This window comes from Blastococcus sp. SYSU DS0973 (genome assembly GCF_054051055.1).
In genome coordinates this window covers 230,274-253,302 of record NZ_JBJHAN010000002.1, presented here as the reverse complement: position 1 = coordinate 253,302, position 23,029 = coordinate 230,274, and the positions used below count along the sequence as shown (strand labels likewise).

The window sequence follows — 23,029 nt, the reverse complement described above, 5'->3', positions numbered from 1 at the left end:
ACGGCGACGACGCTGCACCGAGCGCCGGGGTCCGCACCCGGGCCGTTGGCGGTGTCCCGGGACGATCAGGAGGGTCGACGGGCAGGCCGGCACGCCGGCGCCCGGCATCGGTGTATGGAACGCAAGAAGATCTTCCGCTCCGTCTGGTTCTGGGTCGTCCTCGTCATCCTGCTGGCCCTCACCGTCTCGTCGCTGTTCAGCGGCAGCGGCGGCCTGAAGGAGATCACCACCTCGACGGCCCTCGAACAGATCGAGGAGGGCAACGTCGAGTCGGCGACCCTCAACACCAAGGAGCAGACGCTCGACCTGGTGCTCACCGACGAGGTCGAGGGCGCCACCGAGGTCACGACGTCCTACCCGGTGGCGGTCGAGGGCGACATCGTCGACCTCCTGCGCGCGCAGGAGGGTGAGGACGCCTCGTTCGACACCAACGTCACCCAGGACAGCCTCCTGGTGAGCCTCCTGGTCAGCTTCCTGCCGTTCCTCATCCTCCTGCTGCTGCTGTTCTGGCTGTTCAACTCCATGCAGGGCGGCGGCCGCGGCGTCATGGCCTTCGGCAAGTCCAAGGCCAAGCAGATCACCAAGGACATGCCGAAGACGACGTTCGCCGACGTCGCCGGCGCCGACGAGGCGATCGAGGAACTGCACGAGATCAAGGAGTTCCTGGCCAACCCGGTGAAGTTCCAGGCCGTCGGCGCGAAGATCCCCAAGGGTGTGCTGCTGTTCGGCCCGCCCGGTACCGGCAAGACGCTGCTGGCCCGCGCCGTGGCCGGCGAGGCGGGCGTGCCGTTCTTCTCCATCTCCGGCTCGGACTTCGTCGAGATGTTCGTCGGTGTCGGCGCCAGCCGGGTCCGCGACCTGTTCACCCAGGCCAAGGAGAACTCCCCGGCGATCATCTTCGTCGACGAGATCGACGCCGTCGGCCGGCAGCGCGGCGCAGGCATGGGCGGCGGGCACGACGAGCGCGAGCAGACGCTCAACCAGATGCTCGTCGAGATGGACGGCTTCGACGTCAAGGGCGGGGTCATCCTGATCGCCGCCACCAACCGGCCCGACGTCCTCGACCCCGCGCTGCTCCGCCCGGGCCGCTTCGACCGGCAGATCGCCGTCGACCGGCCCGACCTCATGGGGCGCAAGAAGATCCTCGAGGTGCACGCCAAGGGCAAGCCGCTGGCGCCCGACGTCGACCTGGAGACCGTGGCCCGCCGCACGCCGGGCTTCACCGGCGCCGACCTCGCCAACGTGCTCAACGAGGGCGCGCTGCTCACCGCTCGCAACAACGGCTCGCTGATCACCGACGAGACCCTCGAAGAGGCGATCGACCGCGTCATCGCCGGCCCCGAGCGCAAGACGCGGGCGATGAGCGAGAAGGAGAAGAAGGTCACCGCCTACCACGAGGGCGGGCACGCCCTGGTGGCGCACGCACTGCCCAACCTTGATCCGGTGCACAAGGTGACGATCCTGCCGCGCGGTCGCTCGCTGGGGCACACGCTCGTCCTCCCGACCGAGGACAAGTACACCCAGACGCGCTCGGAGATGATCGACACCCTCGCCTACGCCCTCGGCGGGCGCGCGGCCGAGGAGCTGGTCTTCCACGAGCCGACCACCGGTGCCGGCAACGACATCGAGAAGGCCACCTCGATGGCCCGGGCGATGGTCACCCAGTACGGCATGAGCGCCAAGCTCGGCGCGGTGAAGTACGGCAGCACCGACTCGGAGCCGTTCCTCGGCCGGGACATGGGTTCGCGTCCGGACTACTCCGAGGCCGTGGCCGCCGACATCGACGCCGAGATCCGGGCGCTGATCGAGGCCGCGCACGACGAGGCGTGGGAGATCCTGGTCGAGTACCGCGCCGTCCTGGACCAGCTCGTGCTCGAGCTGATGGAGAAGGAGACGCTGTCGAAGGAGGACATGGCGCGGATCTGCGCGCCGGTCGCCAAGCGCCCGTCGCTGGCCCCCTACAGCGGCTTCGGCAAGCGCACCCCGTCGGACCAGCCGCCCGTGCTGACGCCGGCCGAGCGGGCCGGGCACAACGGCTCCGTGCCCCAGACCACCCCCGTCGGGGACGTCGGGGCCCCGGCCCAGCGATGAGTGAGATCCCGGCCGCACCGGAGGACCTGCTGCTGCAGCCGGCCGCCGGGGTCGACCAGGAGCGGGCGGCGGCGGCGGTCCGCGAGCTGCTGATCGCCGTCGGCGAGGACCCGGACCGGCCCGGCCTGCAGGACACCCCCGCCCGGGTCGCCCGCTCCTACGCGGAGACGTTCGCCGGCCTCTGGCAGGACCCGTACGACATCCTCGCGACGACGTTCGACGAGGACCACGACGAGCTGGTGCTGGTCAAGGACATCCCGATGTACTCGACCTGCGAGCACCACCTGGTGCCCTTCCACGGGGTCGCCCACGTCGCCTACATCCCGGGGGAGGACGGCCGGGTGACCGGCCTGTCCAAGCTGGCCCGGCTGGTGGAGGTCTACGCCCGCCGCCCCCAGGTGCAGGAGCGGATGACGCGGCAGATCGCCGACGCGCTCGACGACGCCCTCAAGCCGCGCGGCGTGCTGGTGGTGATCCAGGCCGAACACCTGTGCATGGCCATGCGGGGCATCCGCAAGCCCGGGTCCTCCACGGTGACCTCGGCGGTGCGGGGCATCTTCCGGGAGAACGCGGCCACCCGCAGTGAGGCGATGAGCCTCGTGCTCGGCCGGTGAGCGCGGCGCGGCGATGAGCACGGGACCTCTGCCGCGGACGGGACGCTGCCTGGTCATGGGCGTCCTGAACGTCACCCCCGACTCGTTCTCCGACGGCGGCTGCTTCGCCGACCCCGCGACCGCGATCGCCCACGGGCTGGCGATGCACGTGGCCGGCGCCGACTACGTCGACGTCGGCGGGGAGTCCACCCGCCCCGGGGCCGACCGCGTGGACGCCACCGAGGAGTGCCGCCGGGTGCTGCCGGTGATCCGCGAGCTCTCGGCCGCCGGGGTGCGCACCAGCGTGGACACCACCCGGGCCGAGGTCGCCGAGGCCGCGCTGGACGCCGGCGCCGTGCTGGTCAACGACGTCAGCGGCGGCCTGGCCGACGAGGGCATGGCCAAGCTGGTCGCCGACGCCGGCGCGCCCTGGGTGCTCATGCACTGGCGGGGGCACAGCCGGGAGATGTACGCGGCGGCGCAGTACGGCGACGTCGTCACCGAGGTCTGCGCCGAGCTCACCGCACGGGTGGAGGACGTCGTCGCCGCCGGCGTGCACCCCGGGCAGCTCGTGCTCGACCCCGGTCTCGGCTTCGCCAAGCGCGCCGAGCACAACTGGGCGCTGCTGGCGGGGCTCGACCGGCTCGTGGCCCTGGGGCTGCCGGTGCTCGTCGGCGCGTCCCGCAAGACGTTCCTCGGCAAGCTGCTCGCCGGGCCCGGCGCTGGGGCCCGGCCCGCGGAGCAGCGCGACGCCGCCACGCTTGCCACCACGGTGCTCGCCGCCCAGGCTGGGGCGTGGGGCGTGCGCGTCCACGACGCCGCGGCGTCGGTCGACGCGGTCCGCACGCTCGAGGCCGTCCGATCCGTGAAGGGAGCCGGTCGTGGCTGACCACCGCACGCCGGACCGGATCGTCGTCCGCGGCATCCGCGCCCACGCCCACCACGGCGTCTACGCGTTCGAACGGGAGCGCGGTCAGGTGTTCCGCGCCGATGCCGTGCTCGAGGTGGACACCTCCGCCGCCGCCGCCGGGGACCACCTGGACCGCACGGTCGACTACGCCGACCTGGCCCAGCAGCTGCACGCGGTGCTGAACGGGGAGCCGGTCAACCTGCTGGAGACCCTGGCCCAGCGGCTGGCCGACGTGTGCCTGGCCAACCCGCTCGTCGACGCGGTGGAGATCACCGTGCACAAGCCCGAGGCCGAGCTGGGCGTCCCGTTCGACGACGTCATGGTCACCATCCGGCGAGAGCGCCGGTGACTCGCGCCGTCCTGTCGCTGGGAGCCAACCTCGGTGACCGCGCCGGCGCGCTCCGCGCAGCGCTGACGGCGCTCAAGGAGCACGGCCTCGTCGCCCGCTCCACGCTGTACGAGACGCCGCCGTGGGGACCGGTCGAGCAGCCGCCGTACCTGAACGCGGTCGCCGTCGTCCGGGGGGACCGTGACGCGCGCGGCTGGCTGGACCTCGCGCACGAGCTGGAGCAGGCGGCCGGCCGCACCCGGGAGGTGCGCTGGGGCGCGCGCACCCTCGACGTCGACGTGGTGACCGTGACCGGGGACGACGGCGCGCCGGTGGTCTCCGACGATCCCGAGCTGACCCTGCCGCACCCGCGGGCGCACGAGCGGGCGTTCGTGCTGGTCCCGTGGCTCACCCTGGACCCGACCGCGGCCCTCCCCGCGCGCGGGAAGGTCGCCGACCTGGTGGCAGCCCTCGACCCTGCCGATGTGGCGGCGGTCGTGCGGTGGGACCACCTCCACTGAGCCGGCCGTGACCCCCGTCCGCCGCCCCGATCTCGCCGTCCTCGCCCTCGGGCTGGCCGTGGCGGCGTGGCTGCTCGTGCGCACCTGGTACGGGGAGCTGCCACCGCTGCGCTGGTGGCTGCCTGCCCCACTGGCGGTGCTCGCCCTCGCCGAGGCGCTGGGCGCCCGCGCCCTCCGGACCCGGCTGTCGGCGCTGCGCGAGGCCCGCGCCGGCCGGGGCCGCACCGACGGCCGGGCGCCCGAGGTGCGGCCGGTGGAGCCCATGCTGGTGGCCCGCCTGGCGGTTCTTGCCCAGGCCAGCGCCTACGTGGGCGCGGTGGTCACCGGCGTCTGGCTCGGCGTGCTGGCCTACACCGGCCCGGCGGTCGGCCGGCTGCAGGCGGCCGGGAACGACACCGTCACCGCGCTGCTCGGCCTGGTGGCCTCCGTGGCGCTGGTCGCCGCCGCGCTGTGGCTGGAGTCGGTCTGCCGCGTCCCACCGGGCTCGACCGACGACGAGCCGGCGCCCGGGGTGTCGGCCTAGCCGGACACGCACCACCCGTCCGGGAACGGACCGGCGCGAACGCCCCTGGCGGCCCTACCCGGACGCGGCGCCGGCGGTCTCGGGGGCCCGGCCTTCCACCGAGCGGCGCAGAGCGGCGTGCAGCGACTCGGGCGTGAGCACGCCGAGGAAGCGGTCGCCGTCGAGAACGGCCACCCAGCCGGCCTCGTGCTGGAGCATCGTGGAGAAGGCCGTCTTGAGCGACGCCTCCACCGGCACCCACGCCTCCATCCGCTTGCCGGCGTCACGCACGGTGCCGCTGCCGGACGCCCGGTCGGCCGACAGCCAGCCGTGCAACGCCTGCCGGTCGTCGAGGACGACGGCCCAGCGGGCGCCCTCCCGGGCGAGCACGCTGCGCGCGTCGGCGAGCCCGTCGTCGACGTGGACGACCGGCGGGTGCTCGAGGTCGGCGGCGTCGATGCCGGTGACGGCCAGGCGCTTGAGGCCCCGGTCGGCCCCGACGAAGTCGGCCACGAAGGGGGTCGCCGGGTTCCCCAGCAGCTCGGCGGGGGCGGCGAACTGCTCGACCCGGCCGCCCTGGCTCATGACGGCGATCCGGTCGCCGAGGCGCACGGCCTCCTCGATGTCGTGGGTGACGAAGACGATCGTCTTGCGGACGGTCTCCTGCAGCCGCAGGAACTCCGACTGCAGCCGCTCCCGCACGATCGGATCCACCGCCGAGAACGGCTCGTCCATGAGCAGGACGCCCGGGTCGGCGGCCAGGGCCCGGGCCACGCCGGCCCGCTGCCGCTGACCGCCGGACAGCTGGTGGGGGTAGCGGTCCCCGTGGACGGCGGGGTCGAGCCCCACCACGTCGAGCAGCTCGTCGACGCGGGCGCGAGTGCGTCGCTTGTCCCAGCCCAGCAGCCGCGGGACGGTGCCCACGTTGACCCGCACGGTCTGGTGCGGGAAGAGGCCGACGTTCTGGATGACGTAGCCGATGCGCCGGCGCAGCTGGACCGGATCGGCCCGCGTGACGTCCTCTCCGCCGAGCAGGATGCGCCCCGTCGACGGCTCGATGATCCGGTTGATCATCTTCATCGTGGTCGTCTTGCCGCAGCCGGACGGGCCGACGAGGACGGTGAGCTCGCCGGCGGCGAAGGCGAGGTCGAGCTCCTCGACGCCGACGGTGCCGTCGGCGTAGACCTTGCTCACCCCCTCGAGTCGGATCTCCTCGGCGCCGCCCGCCTCGCTGGGGGCGGCGCCGGAGGGCGGCGGCGGAGTCGGTGACGAAGTAGCGTCCACGTGGTGATCCTCCTGGGAGGCGCCCGATGCTGAGCGCGGCGAGCGTCGAGCCGCTCGCGGTCGATGCGGCGCCGAATCCCTGGTTCGACCCGTCCTACGTGACGTCCAACTGGGACACCATTGTGGGGTACCTGGGCGAGCACGTCCGGCTCACGATCGCCGCCGTTGTCCTCGGTGCGCTGATCGCGCTGCCGCTGGCCCTCCTGGCCCGCCGCAGCCGGTGGCTCGCCGGGCCGGTCCTCGGCCTGTCCACGCTCATCTACACGATCCCGTCCCTGGCGATGTTCGCCTTCGTCGCGCCGATCACCGGCATCACCGCCACCACGGTGCTCATCGGCCTGGTCCTGTACTCGCTGGTGATCCTGGTCCGCAACTTCCTCGCCGGGCTGCAGGCGGTACCGGCCGACGTCCGGGAGGCGGCGCGGGGGATGGGCTACGGGCCGGTGCGGCTCCTCTGGCAGGTGGAGCTCCCGCTGGCGCTGCCGGCGTTCATGGCCGGCATCCGCGTCGCCACCGTGTCCACGGTCGCGCTGGTCACCGTGGGCGTCATCGTCGGCCACGGCGGGCTCGGTCAGCTGATCACCGGCGGGTTCGCCGCGAACTTCTACCGCGCGCAGATCGTGACCGGTGCCGTGGGCTGCGTCTTGCTCGCGCTGCTCGCCGACCTGCTGCTGGCCGGCGCCGAGCGGCTGCTCACCCCCTGGGCCCGGGGGACGCGGGCATGAACCGGCTCGGCGAGGCGCTCCGGTACCTCAACGACCCGTTCAACTGGACCCGGGCCGGAGGCATCCTCGACCTGCTCGCCGAGCACCTGCGGATCTCGGTCCTCGCCGTGCTGGCCGCCATGGTGGTGGCCCTGCCGGTGGGGATCCTGCTGGGGCACACCGGCCGCGGGGGCGCGTTCACCGTGGCGCTGTCCAACGTGTCCCGCGCCGTGCCGACGCTGGCGCTGCTCACCGTCTTCGCGGTCACCCCGATCGGCTTCGGGCCGACGGCGACGACGATCGCGCTCGGCGTCTTCGCCGTCCCCCCGATCCTGACCAACACCTACGTCGGCTTCCGCGGGGTGGACCGGGACGTCGTCGAGGCAGCGCGGGCGATGGGCTTCTCGGGGTGGCAGGTGGCGACGCGGGTGGAACTGCCGCTGGCCGCTCCGCTGCTCATGACCGGCGTCCGCACCGCTGCGGTCCAGGTGGTGGCCACGGCCACGCTCGCCGCGCTGGTGGCCGGCGGGGGGCTCGGCCGGATCATCACGCTGGGGTTCCGCCAGCAGGACTACGGCGCCGTCGTCGCCGGAGCGATCCTGGTCGCCGCTCTCGCCGTGCTCACCGAGCTGCTCCTGGTGGCCGTGTCCTGGGCGCTCACGCCGGGGGAGAAGCGGCTGCCCTTCCTGCGGGTCCGACGGGGCGGCCCGACCCCGGAGCCGACGTCGTCCGGCGTCCCCCTCTGATCACGCCTCGGTAACGGAATCCCGCAGGCGGCCGACTCGATCGCGCGTTGCGTGCAACGGAGCGGTTCGATGAGGCTGCGGGAGTCCTCCCGCCAGACACGCGTGACTGCGACAAGGCGGTCACGGGACACAGAAGGCGGGCTCATGCGCGCACGTATCCGGTACATCGCCCCCCTCGCCATGGCCGCGGCCCTCACCGCGGCCTGCGGCGAGTCCGGCTCCTCCGGCACCGGCGGTGGCGAGGCCGGCGGTGATGCCCAGGCGTCGGGCGATGCCTGCGCCCCCGTTCCCGGCGACCAGCTGGTCGTGCTCGAGGACGACCAGCAGCTGCAGAACGCCGACAACATCATCCCGGCGGTGAACGCGGCCGCGGCCGAGGCCAACCCGGCGCTGCTCCCGACGCTGAACAGCGTCTCCGAGGTCCTGACCACCGACGACCTGATCGAGATGAACGCCGCCGTCGACGTCGAGCGGCAGGCCGTCGACGAGGTGGCCGCCGCCTACGTCGCCGAGCAGGGCCTGGACTCCGGGGTCAGCGGCGGGAGCGGCCCGATCGTCGTCGGAGCCGCCGACTTCACCGAGTCGCAGATCCTGGCCACCGTCTACGCCGACGTCCTCACCGCGGCCGGCTTCGACGCGAGCGTCCAGACCGTGGGCAACCGGGAGCTGTACCTGCCGGCCCTGCAGCGCGGCGAGATCCAGGCCTTCCCCGAGTACCTCGCCACCGTCACCGAGTTCATCGAGGGGGACGACAGCACCGAGGTCGCCTCGGGCGACGTCGAGGCCACCGTCGAGGCGCTGAGGCCGCTGGCCGAGGGCTACGGGCTGGTGTTCGGCGAGCCGGCCGAGGCGGCCGACCAGAACGCCTTCGCCGTCACCCAGGCGTTCGCCGACCAGGTCGGTGTCAGCACGCTGTCGGAGCTGGCCGACGCCTGCGGGGATGGATCGCTGATTCTCGGCGGGCCGGGCGAGTGCCCGACGCGGCCGGCGTGCCAGCCCGGGCTGGAGGGGACCTACGGCCTGGAGTTCGCGAGCTTCCAGGAGTACGACGCCGGTGGCCCGCTGACCAAGGCCGCCATCCAGCAGGGCGAGGTCTCCCTCGGGCTGGTCTTCAGCTCCGACGGCGCCCTCGCCCAGCGGTAGAAGGACCCCCGTGCCCCCCGACGCTCGCAGGCTCGCGTCGGGGCCCTGCACGGGGGTCGTTCCAGCTCGTCACCGGTACCAGCCGCCGGGGGGCAGTTGCTCCCCGGCGGCGACGGGGGTGAGGACCTGGTTGCCCTCCGGGGCGAGGGGGCAGGACCACCGCGCGTCGTAGGCGCACGACGGGTGGTAGGCGAAGTTGAGGTCGACGACCAGCCGGTCACCGGCCCCGCCCAGGTCGGCGCCCTTGACGGTGTCCAGCAGGTAGCGCCCGCCGCCGTAGGTGGTGCCGCCGGCGGTGCCGTCGCGCAGCGGCAGGAACACCCCGCCGCCGTAGAGCGCCACCCACCAGACGTCGAGCCGGCCCACGCCCGGCAGCGTCACCACCCCGATCCGGTCCAGCGGGACCACGCCGTCGGCGGCCGTGGGCACCTCCAGGCGCAGCGGTCCGGCCGGCTCCAGGGCCGGCTCGAACCGCAGCGCCGGGTCGTACGGGGCCACCGGCAGGCCGGAAAACGCCGCCCGTGCGGCCGCGTCGAGCGGTGACTGGGGGTGGCCGGCGAACAGCTCGTCGCGGCCCGAGCGCCACTGCCGCCAGCCGGCCTCCGGATCGGCGGCGTCCCGGACGGCGGCGTGCAGCGCGGCCACGCGGCGGCGCCAGTCCAGCAGCGAGAGGTCCACCGGAGCACTGTGGCACTTGCGACCACGGTCGGCGCGGGAGCGGCTCCTCCCCGTGAGCGCCCCTCGTCGCTAGGCTGGCCTCATGCCCCGCCGTGAGGACGACGACGTCGCCCGCGGCCCCACCCTCCCGGGTGCCCGGACGCTGCTGCAGGCCGGTGGGTTCCTCCTCGCCGTCGGCGCCTCGTCGGTGGTCTTCCTCACCGACGACGCCCAGCTGCTGCGAGTCGCCGTCGTCGCGGTGGCCTGGGCTTTCGTGCTCGCCACCTTCGCCGCGGGCCACCGCGGCGCCGACCGGGTGCGCGCCGCGGCACGGGAGGCAGACCTGCGCCGCGGCTACGAGCTCGAGCTCGAGCGCGAGGTCGCCGCGCGCCGCGAGTACGAGCTGGAGCTGGAGAACCAGCTGCGCCGCGAGACCGAGGGCACGATGCGCGAGGAGTTCGACGCGCTGCGCGGGGACCTCGCCGCGCTGACCGGCCTGCGCGACGAGGTGGCGCGGCTGTCGGCCCTGCGCGGGGACGTCGCCGCGCTCGGCGGGCTGCGCGAGGAGGTGGCGCGGGTGGCCGCGCTCCGGGACGACGTCGCCGCGCTGACCGGTCTCGCGGGCGAGCTGGGCCAACTGGCCGCGCTGCGCGAGGACATGGGCCGGCTGCGCGCGGAGCTGGCCGAGCAGCTGTCCAGCGAGATGCTGGTCGAGCGGATCGTCATGCGCACCCAGGCGAGCCGGCTGCCGGGCGAGGCGGCCGCCCTCGACGGGCCGGCCCGGACCCTCGACGGCGGGGCGACCTGGGCCGACGACGCGCCACCCCGGGAGCTGACCGGTGGCTGGCCGGCGATCCGGCTGGACGAGCCGCGCCCCACCCGGCAGTTCGAGCAGGTGCGCACGAGCACGTGGTCAGCGGTGTCCCCGCCGGCTCCCACGCCCGTGCCCGCGACGCCCCCGCCGCCGGCCGCAGCTCCGCCGCCGGCCGCCGCGCGCCCGCCGGTGCCGGCGGCCCCCGCCCGCCGGGCACCCGCCACGCCTCCGGCACCCGCCGCACCGGCCGCGCCGCCCGTCCCGGCGCGGGAGCCGGTGGCTTTCGGCCGGCACGACCGGGCCGCCGCGCACGACGGAGATCCGTACCCCGGCTTCCGCTGGTCGCAGCACTCGGCCGACGCCCAGCCGCCGGTCACCGTCGCGTCCTCGGTGGTTCCGCCCCCTGCCGCCCCTCCGCCGTCCCCGCTGGAGTGGCTCGCCGCCCGGTCACTGCTCGACCCCCCGGCGACCCCGGCCGAGGACGCCCCGCGCCGTCGGCGCACGGACGGGTCCGTGGCCCCCTTGCCCGGCGAGGCGGCGCCCACGACCGCGCACCCGGCGGTGACGCCGCACTGGGCGGCGCCGCGACCGGAGACGGACGGCGTGCCAGGTCCGGGCACCTCCGACCGGCTCGCGGAGATCCTCGCGGAGAACGGCGTCAGCCCGTCGTCGGGCGGTCGCCGCCGGCGGCGCTACCGGGAGGACGGCGACTCCGACGACGTCCTGGCCCGGGTGCTCGGCCGCTGATGTCTCAGCGGGGGCCGCGCGAGAGCCCGCCGCCGTCGATCACCAGTGTCTGGCCGGTGACCCAGCCGGCGCCGTCGCCCAGGAGGTAGGCCGCGGCCTCGCCGATGTCCTCCGGCGTCCCGAGGCGGGCCATGGGGTAGGCCTGCACGGCCTCCGCCTCGCGGCCCTCGAACAGGGCTCCGGCGAACCGGGTCTTCACGACCGCCGGTGCCACGGCGTTCACCCGCACCTTCGGCGCCAGCTCCACGGCGAGCTGCGTGGTCAGGTTGATCAGCGCCGCCTTGCTCACGCCGTAGGCGCCGATCTGCTGCGAGGACCGCAGCCCCGCCACGGAGGCGACGAAGAGCACCGATCCGCCGTGCTCGGACATCCAGGCCCGCCAGGCCTCCTGCACCAGGCCCAGCGAGGCCACGACGTTGGTGTCGAGGATCTTGCGGCAGGCATCGAGGTCCAGGTCCATGAGCGGTCCGTAGGCGGGGTTGATGCCGACGTTGCCGACGAGCACGTCCAGGCTGCCGAACGTCTCGACCGCGGTGCGCACGGCGGTCGCCCGGTGCTCGGGGTCGCCGGCGTTGCCGGCCACCGCCACGGCCACCTCCGGGCCGCCCAGCGTCTCGACCGCCTCGGCCAGCGCGTCGGGCTTGCGGGCGGTGAGCACCACCCGGGCCCCGCGGTCGACCAGGCTCCGGGCGATGCCCAGGCCGATGCCCCGGCTGCCGCCGGTGACCAGTGCGGTGCGTCCCTCGAACGTGTGCACGCTGCCTCCCTCGCCGATGTGCCGGCCGTCACGGTAGGGGGCGGGGCCGTTCCGCCGCCCGCCGGGGCCCGCCGCCCGCCGGGGGTCACCACCGGGCGTGAGCCACGACACAGCAACGAGGCGTTGCGGCGGGCGCACACTCGACACAGACTCGCCACCGGCAGGTCGCCCGCGTGACACACACGGTTGCAGCGGACGCCGGCCGGCACGACCCGCACCACCCTGCACGACCGCGATCTTCGACCGCGGAGATCGCGCCCGACGTCCGGTACCCGCCAGGGACTGGAACGAGAGGTGCACCGATGCCTGCTGCTCGCAGGACCGCCCGTCCGGCGCTGGGCCCCGCCCACGCGCCCCTCCGTCCGTCCGACGCGCCCGCACGCCTCCGCGTGGGCGTCATCGGCGCCGGCCGCGTCGGCGCCGTCCTCGGCGCCGCGCTCGCCGCCGCCGGCCACGAGGTCGTCGCCGCCTCCGGACTCTCCGCCGCCTCCGCCGAGCGCGCCGCCCGGCTGCTGCCCGGTGTTCCGCTGCTGCCGGCCGACGCCGTGGTCTCCGCCGCCGACCTGGTGGTCCTCGCCGTACCGGACGACACCCTCCCCGGCCTCGTCGCGGGGCTCGCCGAGACCGGTGCGTGGCGCGCCGGTCAGCTCGCGTTCCACACCTCCGGCGCCCACGGGCTCGCCGTCCTCGCTCCCGCGGAGCAGGCCGGGGTCCTTCCCCTGGCGCTGCACCCCGCGATGACCTTCACCGGCGCCCCCGAGGACGCCGACCGCCTCCCCCTCGCCCCCTTCGGCGTCACCAGCCGCCCCGAGCACCGCCCTGTGGCCGAGACGTTGGTCCTCGAGATGGGCGGCGAGCCGTTCTTCGTCGCCGAGGTCGACCGCGCGCTCTACCACGCGGCGCTGGTCACCGGCGCGAACCACCTGGTCACCCTGGTGGCCGAGGCCGCGGACCTGCTGCGCACCGCCGGTGTGAGCGAGCCGGCCCGGGTGCTGGCCCCGCTCCTCGGGGCCGCCCTCGACAACGGCCTGCGCCGGGGCGACCGCGGGCTCACCGGGCCGGTCAGCCGCGGGGACGCCGGCACCGTCGCCCACCACCTGGCCACCCTCGCCGAGCGGGCCCCGGACTCGGTGGCCGCCTACGTCGCCATGGCCCGGCGCACCGCGGAGCGGACGCTCGAGGCCGGCCGGCTCAAGGCGCACGAGGCCGCGCCGCTGCTGGACCTGCTGCGTCGGTCCACCCACCCCACCACCCCGCCGAGCGCGCGCTCCGACGACTCGGCCGGCTCGCGGTGAGCGCCGTCCGCACCCAGCCGCCGACCCGCCCCACCACCCCCAGCCCAGCCGTCGCCGAGTCCGTCGCCGAGTTACGCCACGTGGTGGCCGGGCTGCCCGGCCCGGTCGCCCTGGTGCCGACCATGGGTGCGCTGCACGAGGGGCACCGCACCCTGGTCCGGAACGCCCGTGCGCGCGCCGGCAGCGTCGTCGTCTCCGTCTTCGTGAACCCGACCCAGTTCGGCCCCGGTGAGGACTTCGACCGCTACCCCCGCACCTGGGGCGCCGACCTGGCCGCGCTCGCCGAGGAGGGCGCGGACGTGGTCTTCCACCCGCCGGTGGAGGAGGTCTACCCGCCCGGCGCGGTGGGCGTGACCGTCGACCCCGGCCCGCTCGGCGGCGTGCTGGAGGGTGCGGTGCGACCCGGTCACTTCGCCGGGGTGCTCACCGTCGTCGCCAAGCTGTTCGGCCTGGTCCGCCCCGACCTCGCCCTGTTCGGCGAGAAGGACTACCAGCAGCTCACGCTCATCCGGGCGATGGCCCGGGAACTGGCCCTGGGGCTGGAGGTCGTCGGCGTGCCCACCGTCCGCGAGGACGACGGCCTGGCGTTGTCCAGCCGGAACCGGTACCTGGACCCGGAGCAGCGCCGGGCGGCCGTGGTGGTGAACCGGGCGTTGCGGGCCGGTGCCGCGGCCGGACGGCAGGGGGCCGACGCCGTCCTCGCCGCCGCACGGGGCGTGCTCGCCGATGCGCCGCAGCTGGTCCAGGACTACCTCGAACTCACCGATACCGACCTGGGGCCGCCGCCCGTCACCGGCCCCGCCCGGCTGCTGGTCGCCGTCCGCGCCGGCAGCACCCGACTCCTCGACAACATCGCGATCCAGCTGGGAGAGACCCGATGATGCGCACGATGCTCAAGTCCAAGATCCACCGCGCCACGGTCACCCAGGCCGACCTGCACTACGTGGGCTCGGTGACCGTCGACGAGGACCTCCTCGACGCCGCCGACCTGCTGCCCGGCGAGCAGGTCGCGATCGTCGACATCACCAACGGCGCCCGGTTGGAGACCTACGTCATCCCCGGTGAGCGGGGGACCGGCGTGCTCGGCATCAACGGTGCCGCCGCCCACCTCGTCCACCCCGGCGACATGGTGATCCTGATCAGCTACGGCGTCATGGACGAGACCGAGGCGAAGAGCTACATCCCGAAGGTCGTGCACGTCGACGGCGCCAACCGCGTCGTCGAGCTCGGTGGGGACGCGTCGGCCCCGGTGCCCGGGGCTCCCGACCAGCGGCGCAGCGACCTCGGCGTGCCCGTCCGGTGAGCGCACGGCCGTGCTGCTGACCGTCGACGTCGGCAACAGCCAGACCGTCCTCGCCACGTTCGACGGCGACCGGCGGGTCGGGTCCTGGCGGGTGACCACTGCGCCGCGGTCCACCGCCGACGAGCTGCGCATGCTCTGGCGGGGTCTGCTGCGCGACACCGAGGTGACCGGCGTCGCCGCCTGCTCGACCGTCCCGGCGCTGCTGCCGGCGCTGCGGCAGCTGCTGGACTCCCTCGAGGTGCCGGTGGTGCTGATCGGCCCCGGCGTGCGCACCGGCGTCCCCCTGCACGTGGACAACCCCCGTGAGGTGGGCGCCGACCGCGTCGTCACGGCCCTGGCGGCCGCGGAGATGTTCGGGCGGTCGCCCGACGGCGGCCGCCGACCGGTCGTCGTCGTCGACTTCGGGACGTCCACCAACGTGGACGCCGTCGGCCCCGACGGGCAGTTCCTCGGCGGGGCCCTGGCCCCTGGCGTCGAGGTCAGCCGGGACGCGCTCGCCAACCGCGCCGCGCAACTGCGCTCGGTCGAGCTGACCCGCCCGCCCCAGGCGATCGGCAAGAACACCGTCGCCGCGCTCCAGTCGGGGCTCGTGCTCGGCTTCGCCGGCCTGGTCGACGGGCTGGTCGCCCGCATCGCGGCGGAGGTCGTGGCCCAGTTCGGCACCCCGCCGGTCGTGGTCGCCACCGGGGGGCTGGCCCCGCTGCTGGTCGACAGCTGCCGGTCGATCCAGGAGCGCGAACCCGACCTGACCGTCCACGGGCTGCGACTGGCCTTCCAGCGGCAGCAGGCCGCCGAGCGGCGGGCGGGCGCCCCGTAGGCTGGGCTCCCGTGACCGACGAAGGACCGAACGGGACGGGCGGCGACGACGGCGGCGAGGAGCTGCCGGAGCAGATGCGGGTCCGCCGGGCGAAGCTGGACCGGCTGCGCGACTCGGGCGTCGACCCGTACCCGGTGAGCGTCCCCCGGACGACGACGCTCGCCGACATCCGAGCCGCCCACCCGGACCTGGAGCCGGACACGCTGACCGGCGAGCGGGCCGGCGTCACCGGCCGCGTGATCTTCTACCGCAACACCGGCAAGCTCTGCTTCGCCACCTTGCGCGAGGGGGACGCCGAACTGCAGGTGATGCTCTCCCGCGACCGCGTCGGCGAGGAGTCGCTGGCGGCCTGGAAGTCCGACGTGGACCTCGGTGACCACGTGTTCGTCACGGGCGAGGTCGGCACGTCCCGCCGCGGCGAGCTCTCGGTCTTCGCCGACTCCTGGCAGCTGACCGCCAAGGCGCTGCGCCCGCTGCCCGTCGCGCACAAGCCGATGAGCGAGGAGCTGCGGGTCCGCCGTCGCTACGTCGACCTGATCGTGCGCGACGAGGCCCGGCGCACGGTGCGCCAGCGCGCGACCGTGATGTCGACCCTGCGCGCCGGTCTGCGCTCCCGCGGCTACCTCGAGGTCGAGACGCCGATGCTGCAGACGGTGCACGGCGGAGCGGCCGCCCGGCCGTTCCGCACCCACATGAACGCCTTCGACCTCGACCTCTACCTGCGCATCGCACCGGAGCTGTTCCTCAAGCGCTGCATCGTCGGTGGCCTGGACCGGGTGTTCGAGATCAACCGGAACTTCCGGAACGAAGGCGCCGACAGCTCGCACTCCCCGGAGTTCGCGATGCTCGAGGCCTACCAGGCCTACGCCGACTACCAGGTGATGGCGACGGTCACCCGGGAGCTCATCCAGGAGTGCTCCGAGGCGCTCTTCGGCGACCACGTCGCCCGGCACCACGACGGCACCGAGGTCGACCTGTCGGGCGAGTGGCCGCAGATCCCCCTCTACGGGGCGGTGTCCGAGGCGCTGGGGGAGGAGGTCTCCCCGGAGACGCCGATCGAGCGGCTGCGCGAGCTCGCCGAGCGGCACGACGTGGGCGTCGACCCCGCCTGGATCCACGGCAAGCTGGTCGAGGAGCTCTTCGAGGCGCTCGTCCAGCACACGCTGGAGGCGCCGACCTTCGTCATCGACTACCCGGTGGACACCTCGCCGCTCACCCGCGCGCACCGGTCGACACCCGGCGTGGCCGAGAAGTGGGATCTGTACATCGGTGGCATCGAACGGGCCACCGCCTATTCGGAACTCGTGGATCCGGTCGTGCAGCGGGAACGGTTCACCGCGCAGGCGGCGCTCGCCGCGGCCGGTGATCCCGAGGCGATGGCGGTGGACGAGGACTTCCTCGAGGCGCTCGAGTACGGAATGCCGCCGACGGGCGGCATGGGCATGGGCATGGACCGCCTGATGATGACCCTGACCGGTCTCGGAATTCGTGAGACGATCCTGTTCCCGTTGGTCCGCCCAATCAGTTCCTGATTAGGTCCGCATCTCCGGCGTCATCCGTTAGGGCGGCGAGCGCTCCGCCATTACGGGAAAACAGTTTTCCGTGCTCTAATGGTCTTCGCACCCGCCGGGTGCTATTTCCGTCCGGCTCACCAGCCGCAGCGATTAGCGAGGAACGAATGGCACGCAAGGTCCAGGTCATCCTGAGCGACGACCTCGACGAGAATCTCCCGGCCGACGAGACCGTCAGTTTCTCGCTCGACGGCACCTCGTACGAGATCGATCTGGCGGAGAAGAACGCCCAGGAGATGCGTGACGTCTTCGCCCGGTACGTCTCCGCGGCCCGCAAGGTCGGCCGGGGCGCCGGCCGGGCCTCCGGCGGTGGCCGGACACGCGCCACCGGTGGCGGCGGCCGCATGGACCGCGAGCAGGCCGGCGCCATCCGCGACTGGGCCCGCAAGAACGGTCACGCCGTCAGCGACCGCGGCCGCATCCCCGCCAGCGTCGTCGAGGCCTACGAGGCCGCCCACTGACGCAGCTCCGCTGGGGAGCGGACCGCCTCACGGCGGGCTGATCCTCCTGCAGCACGTCCCACCGCGCTGTGCGCGGTGGGACGCGGAAGGCCCCGGGAAGCTTGCGCTTGCCGGGGCCTTCCGCGTCGTCCGCTCACGGCGTAACCGGGGCGGAACACCACCTGGGTGGGGCCCGTTGCACCGGGCAGCCATCCACCGCACCGTCGCGTCACGACGGGGCGGCGTGGTCCGCGACTACAGTGGAAAGACCGGTGCCCCCGCGCGCCGACGGACGTCGGGTGCTCCTCCCCAGAACGGGGAGGGCAGTGCCGGACCAGCCGGTCAGAGGAGAAGCAGCAGATGTTCGAACGGTTCACCGACCGAGCCCGCCGAGTCGTCGTCCTGGCCCAGGAAGAGGCCCGGATGCTCAACCACAACTACATCGGCACCGAGCACATCCTCCTGGGCCTGATCCACGAGGGTGAAGGCGTCGCCGCCAAGGCCCTGGAGTCCCTCGGCATCTCGCTCGAGGGCGTCCGCCAGCAGGTCGAGGAGATCATCGGACAGGGCCAGCAGGCGCCGTCCGGCCACATCCCCTTCACGCCGCGGGCGAAGAAGGTCCTCGAGCTGTCGCTGCGCGAGGCCCTCCAGCTCGGCCACAACTACATCGGCACCGAGCACATCCTGCTCGGCCTGATCCGCGAGGGCGAGGGCGTCGCCGCCCAGGTGCTCGTGAAGCTGGGCGCCGATCTCAACCGCGTCCGCCAGCAGGTCATCCAGCTGCTCTCGGGCTACCAGGGCAAGGAGCCGGCCGCGGCCGGCGGCCCCGCCGAGGGCACGCCGTCGACCTCCCTGGTCCTCGACCAGTTCGGCCGGAACCTGACGCAGGCCGCGCGCGACCAGAAGCTCGACCCGGTCATCGGGCGGGCCAAGGAGATCGAGCGGGTCATGCAGGTGCTGTCCCGCCGCACGAAGAACAACCCGGTCCTCATCGGCGAGCCCGGCGTCGGCAAGACCGCCGCCGTCGAGGGGCTGGCGCAGGCCATCGTCAAGGGCGAGGTGCCCGAGACGCTGAAGGACAAGCAGCTCTACACCCTCGACCTCGGCGCGCTCGTCGCCGGTTCCCGCTACCGCGGTGACTTCGAGGAGCGGCTGAAGAAGGTTCTCAAGGAGATCCGCACCCGCGGCGACATCATCCTGTTCATCGACGAGATCCACACCCTCGTCGGGGCCGGTGCCGCCGAGGGCGCGATCGACGCCGCGAGCATCCTCAAGCCGATGCTCGCCCGGGGTGAGCTGCAGACCATCGGTGCCACCACGCTGGACGAGTACCGCAAGCACCTGGAGAAGGACGCCGCCCTCGAGCGCCGCTTCCAGCCCATCCAGGTCAGCGAGCCGACCCTCGCCCACACCGTGGAGATCCTGAAGGGGCTGCGCGACCGGTACGAGGCGCACCACCGGATCAGCATCACCGACAGCGCCCTCGTGGCCGCTGCGACGCTGGCCGACCGGTACATCTCCGACCGTTTCCTGCCGGACAAGGCGATCGACCTGATCGACGAGGCCGGCGCCCGGATGCGGATCAAGCGGATGACCGCCCCGCCGGACCTGCGCGAGTTCGACGACAAGATCGCGGCCGTGCGCCGCGAGAAGGAGTCGGCGATCGACGCTCAGGACTTCGAGAAGGCCGCGTCGCTGCGCGACACCGAGAAGCAGCTGCTGGGCGAGAAGGCCGAGCGCGAGAAGCAGTGGAAGGCCGGCGACATGGACGTCGTCGCCGAGGTCGACGACGAGCAGATCGCCGAGGTGCTGGCCAACTGGACCGGCATCCCCGTCTTCAAGCTCACCGAGGAGGAGACCACGCGTCTGCTCCGCATGGAGGACGAGCTCCACAAGCGGATCATCGGCCAGGAAGAGGCCATCAAGAGCGTCAGCCAGGCGATCCGGCGCACGCGTGCGGGCCTCAAGGACCCGCGCCGTCCGGGTGGTTCGTTCATCTTCGCCGGCCCCTCGGGTGTCGGTAAGACGGAGCTGGCGAAGGCTCTGGCGCAGTTCCTGTTCGGTGAGGACGACGCGCTCATCCAGATCGACATGGGTGAGTTCCACGACAAGTTCACCGTGTCCCGCCTCGTCGGTGCCCCTCCCGGTTACGTCGGTTACGACGAGGGTGGCCAGCTGACCGAGAAGGTGCGGCGCAAGCCGTTCTCGGTGGTCCTCTTCGACGAGATCGAGAAGGCGCACGCGGACGTGTTCAACACGCTGCTGCAGGTGCTGGAGGACGGCCGGCTCACCGATGGTCAGGGCCGGATCGTGGACTTCAAGAACACGATCCTGATTCTCACGACCAACCTCGGTACGCGGGACATCTCGAAGGCCGTCGGTCTCGGCTTCCAGGCCGGGAACGACAACCAGAGCAACTACGAGCGGATGAAGCTCAAGGTCAACGAGGAGCTCAAGCAGCACTTCCGGCCGGAGTTCCTCAACCGCATCGACGACATCGTCGTGTTCCACCAGCTGACCGAGGACGAGATCGTCCACATCGTGGACCTCATGCTGGGCCGGCTGGAGACGCAGCTGAAGAACAAGGACATGGCGATCGAGGTCACCCCGGCGGCGAAGAAGCTGCTGGCGGCCCGCGGGTTCGACCCCGTCCTGGGTGCCCGGCCGCTGCGCCGGACCATCCAGCGCGAGATCGAGGACGCGCTGAGCGAGAAGATCCTCTACGGCGAGCTGGCCAGCGGCCAGATCATCGTGGTCGACGTGGACGACGCCGAGGGTCCCGCGCAGAAGTTCACCTTCCGCGGGGAGCCGAAGCCGCTCGACCTGCCCGACACCCCGCCGGTGGCCCTCTCGGGCGCCGACGGTGACGAGAACGGTTCCTCGGCCCAGGCCGAGTGACCCGGTAGCACCGACGACAGGGGCCGCTCCCACCGCGAGGTGGGGCGGCCCCTGTCGTCCGTCGTCCTCCGGCTCCCGGGACGATCAGGTCACCCGGGCTGAGGAGGTGTTGCATCCACCCCCTGAGCCCGGATCACCATGGTCGCCGGGGAGGCGGAAGAGGCCGTCCTCGGTCTGCTCGGCCAGCCCGTCGGTGAGCAGGGAGTCCAGGCAGCGGCTGCGCTGCGCCGGGTCGTCCCACGCCGGCTCCAGGGCGGTGGCGTCCACGGGCTCGGAGGCGGCGCGCAGGACGTCCAACAGCCGTCCGCGCACCTGCCGGTCGGTACCGGCGAACTTCTGCACCCGCCGGGCAGGCCCGTCGTGCGCCGGCGAGCCGGCCAGCCGCCAGGCGCACCGGTCGCGCACCGGGCATGCGCCGCACCTCGGCGTGCCGGCGATGCACACGAGCGCCCCCAGTTCCATCACGGCCACGGAGAAGCGCACGGCGCGGGCGTCGTCCTCCGGTGCCAGGGCGGCGATGTCGGAGAGATCGCCGGCCCGGGGACTCCCCGCGTCCGCGCGACCGTGCACCAGCCGCGCGACCACGCGGCGGACGTTGGTGTCGACCACCGGCTGCCGCTGGCCGTAGCCGAAGCACGCGACCGCCCGGGCGGTGTACGTCCCGACGCCCGGGAGCGCCTCCAGCGCCGCCACGTCGGCCGGGACGACGCCGCCGTGCCGCTCGGTCACGGCGGTCGCCGCTTCGCGCAGCCGCAGGGCGCGGCGGGGGTAGCCGAGCTTGCCCCACGCCCGGATCACCTCGGCCGGCGGTGCGGCAGCCAGATCGGCGGGGGTGGGCCACCGCTGCAGCCAGGCGCGCCAGACGGGCTCCACGCGCGCCACAGGGGTCTGCTGGAGCATCACCTCGCTGACCAGCACGGCCCACGGGTCGACACCCGCGGCCCGCCAGGGAAGGTCGCGTGCGGCGGTCGCGTACCAGTCGACGATCGTCTCGCCGGCGGGCTCGGAGCCGGCGGTGGGGGACGGACCGGTCACGGGCACCCAGTCTGCCGTGCCGACGGCGCGGCGTGCCGAGCGGACCGGGCCCCACCGGGCGCACTACCGTTCCCGGCGTGTTGCACCCGGTCGGCCCGCTGCCCGCCGCCGTCTACTGGCGGCGCCGGCTGGTCGTGCTGGCCGTGCTGCTGACGGTCCTCGCCGGCCTGGTGTGGCTGACCGTCCGCTTCCTGTCGGACGAGGAAGTGACCGCTCCGACGGAGGTCTCGGCGACCGAGCCGGCGGAGCTGCCGGCACTCGAGCGGGTCGTGCCCCCGGTGGAGCAGGTCCAGCCACCCTCGACCGAGCCGGTGACCGCGCCGCCGGTGACCCCCGAGGCGCCGGCCGGACCCGCTCCGGGTGGGCCCTGCACCGACGACATGCTCGGGTTGGAGGTGCGCACCCCTGGGCAGGCGGCGGTGGGCAGCAAGCCCACGTTCGAGCTCGTCGTGGTCAACACCTCGGCGGTGCCCTGCGTGCGGCCCCTGGACAAGCAGCTGCAGGAGCTGGTGATGGTCGACGCCGCGGGCGCCCGGGTCTGGGGCAGCAACGACTGCTTCCCGGAGAGCAGCAGCGATCCGCGCACCCTGGCGCCCGGGGAGTCGGTGGTCTTCCCGGTGGTCTGGGGTGGGCTGACCAGCGAGCCCGGCTGCGCAGCCGAACGGGTGACTCCGCCGCCGGGCGCCTACGTGCTGCGTGGCCGCCTCGACACCAAGGTCTCCGGCGACGCCCCGCTCGTGCTCCGGTGAGGGAGACGTGGTCCTCGCTCAGCTGTAGCGGTCGAGGATGGAGGTCTCGGCCAGCCGCGACAGGCCCTCGCGGATGCCGCGGGCCCGGGCCTCCCCGACACCCTCCACGGCCAGCAGGTCCTCGATGGTGGCCGCCAGCAGCTTCTGCAGACCGCCGAAGTGGTCCACGAGCCGGTCGATGATGCCCGCGGGCAGCCGGGGCACCCGGGCCAGCAGGCGGTACCCGCGCGGGCTGACGGGGGAGTCCAGCGCATCCGGCGACGTGGGGAGCCCGTAGCAGCGGGCGACGGCCGAGAGGTCGAGGAGCTCGGTCGCCGTCAGGGCGCGCAGGTCGGTGAGCACCTGGTCGATGGTGCGGGGACGGCGGCCGCTGGGCGGGAGGTAGTCGCGCACGAGGAGACCGCGGTCCTCCTCGACGCCGGCCAGCATCTCGTCGAGCTGCAGGGCGAGCAGTCGCCCGTCGGTGCCCAGCTCGACGACGAAGCCCTCGATCTCGTCGGCGATGCGCCGCACCATCTCCAGCCGCTGGCTGACGCTCATCGCGTCGCGCACGGTGACGAGGTCCTCGATCTCCAGGGCGGAGAGGGTGCTGGCGACCTCGTCGAGGCGCAATTTGTAACGCTCCAGCGCCGCGAGCGCCTGGTTGGCGCGGGCCAGGATCGTGGTCGGGTGCTCGAGGGTGTACCGCCGGCCGGCGACGTACACGCTGATGATGTGCATCGACTGGCTCACCGAGATCACCGGGAAGCCGGTCTGCACGGCGACCCGCTCGGCGGTGCGATGCCGGGTGCCCGACTCCTCCGTCGGGACCGTCGGGTCGGGCATGAGGTGCACGCCGGCCCGGACGATGCGGCTGCCGTCGTAGGAGACGATCACCGCGCCGTCCATCTTCGCCAGCTCGCGGAGCCGGGTCGCGGAGAGCGCCACGTCCAGCGCGAACCCACCGGTGCACAGCGACTCGACCACGCGGTCGTAGCCGAGCACGATCAGCGCGCCGGTGCGTCCGGCGAGGATGCGCTCGAGGCCGTCGCGCAGCGCCGTGCCAGGGGCGATGCGGCCGAGGAGCTCGCGCAGAGCGACCTCGGGGTCCACAGCGGCGGGCACGAGCGCTCCTGACGGTCGAG

At 73.7% G+C, this 23,029-nt stretch carries 23 protein-coding genes; 18 read left to right on the top strand and 5 right to left on the bottom strand.

Going from position 1 to position 23,029, the window contains the following annotated elements; genetic code table 11:
* Window positions 1-114 precede the first annotated feature (114 nt).
* Genes ftsH through ACI791_RS05005 form a run of 6 tightly spaced genes read left to right on the top strand, consistent with a single transcriptional unit; the run spans window position 115 to window position 4,966 of the window.
* On the top strand, window positions 115-2,091 hold the full coding sequence (gene ftsH / locus ACI791_RS05030) for an ATP-dependent zinc metalloprotease FtsH (protein ID WP_347059227.1): 1,977 nt from the start codon (window positions 115-117) through the stop codon (window positions 2,089-2,091).
* Window positions 2,088-2,705 (top strand): GTP cyclohydrolase I FolE, encoded by a 618-nt coding sequence (gene folE, locus ACI791_RS05025; RefSeq protein ID WP_456585038.1) that lies wholly within the window; start codon window positions 2,088-2,090, stop codon window positions 2,703-2,705. Before ftsH ends, folE begins: the two co-directional genes overlap by 4 nt.
* Before the next feature lie 13 nt (window positions 2,706-2,718).
* Window positions 2,719-3,573, top strand: coding sequence for a dihydropteroate synthase (gene folP, locus ACI791_RS05020; protein WP_456585037.1), 855 nt, complete (start codon window positions 2,719-2,721; stop codon window positions 3,571-3,573).
* Entirely contained in the window at window positions 3,566-3,943 is a 378-nt protein-coding gene (gene folB / locus ACI791_RS05015) for a dihydroneopterin aldolase (protein ID WP_347059230.1), read from the top strand. Before folP ends, folB begins: the two co-directional genes overlap by 8 nt.
* Window positions 3,940-4,443 (top strand): 2-amino-4-hydroxy-6-hydroxymethyldihydropteridine diphosphokinase, encoded by a 504-nt coding sequence (gene folK, locus ACI791_RS05010; protein ID WP_456585036.1) that lies wholly within the window; start codon window positions 3,940-3,942, stop codon window positions 4,441-4,443. Before folB ends, folK begins: the two co-directional genes overlap by 4 nt.
* Before the next feature lie 7 nt (window positions 4,444-4,450).
* Window positions 4,451-4,966 (top strand): DUF3180 domain-containing protein, encoded by a 516-nt coding sequence (locus ACI791_RS05005; RefSeq protein ID WP_456585035.1) that lies wholly within the window; start codon window positions 4,451-4,453, stop codon window positions 4,964-4,966.
* Between the two features lie 54 nt (window positions 4,967-5,020).
* Here the strand turns inward: ACI791_RS05005 and ACI791_RS05000 are convergent, their stop codons facing one another.
* On the bottom strand, window positions 5,021-6,229 hold the full coding sequence (locus ACI791_RS05000) for an ABC transporter ATP-binding protein (RefSeq protein WP_456585034.1): 1,209 nt from the start codon (window positions 6,227-6,229) through the stop codon (window positions 5,021-5,023).
* A 26-nt stretch (window positions 6,230-6,255) separates the two neighbouring features.
* Here ACI791_RS05000 and ACI791_RS04995 point away from each other — a divergent pair, with 26 nt between their 5' ends.
* From ACI791_RS04995 to ACI791_RS04985, 3 genes are all read left to right on the top strand, one after another.
* Window positions 6,256-6,954: an ABC transporter permease gene (locus tag ACI791_RS04995; RefSeq protein ID WP_456585033.1), complete on the top strand. Its 699-nt coding sequence runs from the start codon at window positions 6,256-6,258 to the stop codon at window positions 6,952-6,954.
* Window positions 6,951-7,679, top strand: coding sequence for an ABC transporter permease (locus ACI791_RS04990; RefSeq protein ID WP_456585032.1), 729 nt, complete (start codon window positions 6,951-6,953; stop codon window positions 7,677-7,679). Before ACI791_RS04995 ends, ACI791_RS04990 begins: the two co-directional genes overlap by 4 nt.
* A gap of 144 nt (window positions 7,680-7,823) precedes the next feature.
* Complete coding sequence (locus ACI791_RS04985) at window positions 7,824-8,822, top strand: glycine betaine ABC transporter substrate-binding protein (protein ID WP_456585031.1); 999 nt, start codon at window positions 7,824-7,826, stop codon at window positions 8,820-8,822.
* A gap of 69 nt (window positions 8,823-8,891) precedes the next feature.
* Here ACI791_RS04985 and ACI791_RS04980 read toward each other — a convergent pair whose 3' ends face one another.
* Complete coding sequence (locus tag ACI791_RS04980; RefSeq protein WP_456585030.1) at window positions 8,892-9,500, bottom strand: DUF1684 domain-containing protein; 609 nt, start codon at window positions 9,498-9,500, stop codon at window positions 8,892-8,894.
* Window positions 9,501-9,582: 82 nt separating this feature from the next.
* Between ACI791_RS04980 and ACI791_RS04975 the strand changes: the two genes are divergently transcribed.
* Window positions 9,583-11,040: a DUF6779 domain-containing protein gene (locus ACI791_RS04975; protein ID WP_456585029.1), complete on the top strand. Its 1,458-nt coding sequence runs from the start codon at window positions 9,583-9,585 to the stop codon at window positions 11,038-11,040.
* Window positions 11,041-11,044: 4 nt separating this feature from the next.
* Here the strand turns inward: ACI791_RS04975 and ACI791_RS04970 are convergent, their stop codons facing one another.
* Complete coding sequence (locus tag ACI791_RS04970) at window positions 11,045-11,797, bottom strand: SDR family oxidoreductase (RefSeq protein WP_456585028.1); 753 nt, start codon at window positions 11,795-11,797, stop codon at window positions 11,045-11,047.
* A gap of 302 nt (window positions 11,798-12,099) precedes the next feature.
* On the opposite strand from ACI791_RS04970, the gene ACI791_RS04965 reads away from it, so the two are divergent.
* The 7 genes from ACI791_RS04965 (at window position 12,100) to ACI791_RS04935 (ending at window position 20,121) form a co-directional block, all read left to right on the top strand.
* A complete protein-coding gene (locus tag ACI791_RS04965) occupies window positions 12,100-13,092 on the top strand; it encodes a Rossmann-like and DUF2520 domain-containing protein (RefSeq protein WP_456585027.1) in 993 nt (330 codons plus the stop codon).
* Window positions 13,089-13,973, top strand: coding sequence for a pantoate--beta-alanine ligase (gene panC, locus ACI791_RS04960; RefSeq protein WP_456585026.1), 885 nt, complete (start codon window positions 13,089-13,091; stop codon window positions 13,971-13,973). The genes ACI791_RS04965 and panC overlap by 4 nt, the downstream gene beginning before the upstream one ends.
* Window positions 13,970-14,395 carry an aspartate 1-decarboxylase gene (gene panD, locus ACI791_RS04955; protein ID WP_456585025.1) on the top strand — a complete coding sequence of 142 codons (426 nt, stop codon included), beginning with the start codon at window positions 13,970-13,972 and terminating at the stop codon, window positions 14,393-14,395. The genes panC and panD overlap by 4 nt, the downstream gene beginning before the upstream one ends.
* 10 nt (window positions 14,396-14,405) lie before the next feature.
* Window positions 14,406-15,212 carry a type III pantothenate kinase gene (locus tag ACI791_RS04950; RefSeq protein ID WP_456585024.1) on the top strand — a complete coding sequence of 269 codons (807 nt, stop codon included), beginning with the start codon at window positions 14,406-14,408 and terminating at the stop codon, window positions 15,210-15,212.
* 11 nt (window positions 15,213-15,223) lie between these two features.
* Complete coding sequence (lysX, locus tag ACI791_RS04945) at window positions 15,224-16,744, top strand: bifunctional lysylphosphatidylglycerol synthetase/lysine--tRNA ligase LysX (protein WP_456585023.1); 1,521 nt, start codon at window positions 15,224-15,226, stop codon at window positions 16,742-16,744.
* Between the two features lie 146 nt (window positions 16,745-16,890).
* Entirely contained in the window at window positions 16,891-17,244 is a 354-nt protein-coding gene (locus ACI791_RS04940; protein ID WP_347059252.1) for a histone-like nucleoid-structuring protein Lsr2, read from the top strand.
* A 339-nt stretch (window positions 17,245-17,583) separates the two neighbouring features.
* Complete coding sequence (locus tag ACI791_RS04935; RefSeq protein ID WP_347059253.1) at window positions 17,584-20,121, top strand: ATP-dependent Clp protease ATP-binding subunit; 2,538 nt, start codon at window positions 17,584-17,586, stop codon at window positions 20,119-20,121.
* Between the two features lie 84 nt (window positions 20,122-20,205).
* Here ACI791_RS04935 and ACI791_RS04930 read toward each other — a convergent pair whose 3' ends face one another.
* Entirely contained in the window at window positions 20,206-21,156 is a 951-nt protein-coding gene (locus ACI791_RS04930) for an A/G-specific adenine glycosylase (protein ID WP_456585022.1), read from the bottom strand.
* A 77-nt stretch (window positions 21,157-21,233) separates the two neighbouring features.
* On the opposite strand from ACI791_RS04930, the gene ACI791_RS04925 reads away from it, so the two are divergent.
* Complete coding sequence (locus ACI791_RS04925; protein WP_456585021.1) at window positions 21,234-21,905, top strand: MucR family transcriptional regulator; 672 nt, start codon at window positions 21,234-21,236, stop codon at window positions 21,903-21,905.
* Between the two features lie 18 nt (window positions 21,906-21,923).
* On the opposite strand, the gene disA is transcribed toward ACI791_RS04925, so the two are convergent.
* The gene (disA, locus tag ACI791_RS04920) at window positions 21,924-23,009 is read right to left on the bottom strand and encodes a DNA integrity scanning diadenylate cyclase DisA (RefSeq protein WP_456585020.1); all 1,086 of its coding nucleotides are present in this window, start codon (window positions 23,007-23,009) and stop codon (window positions 21,924-21,926) included.
* Between the last annotated feature and the right edge of the window lie 20 nt (window positions 23,010-23,029).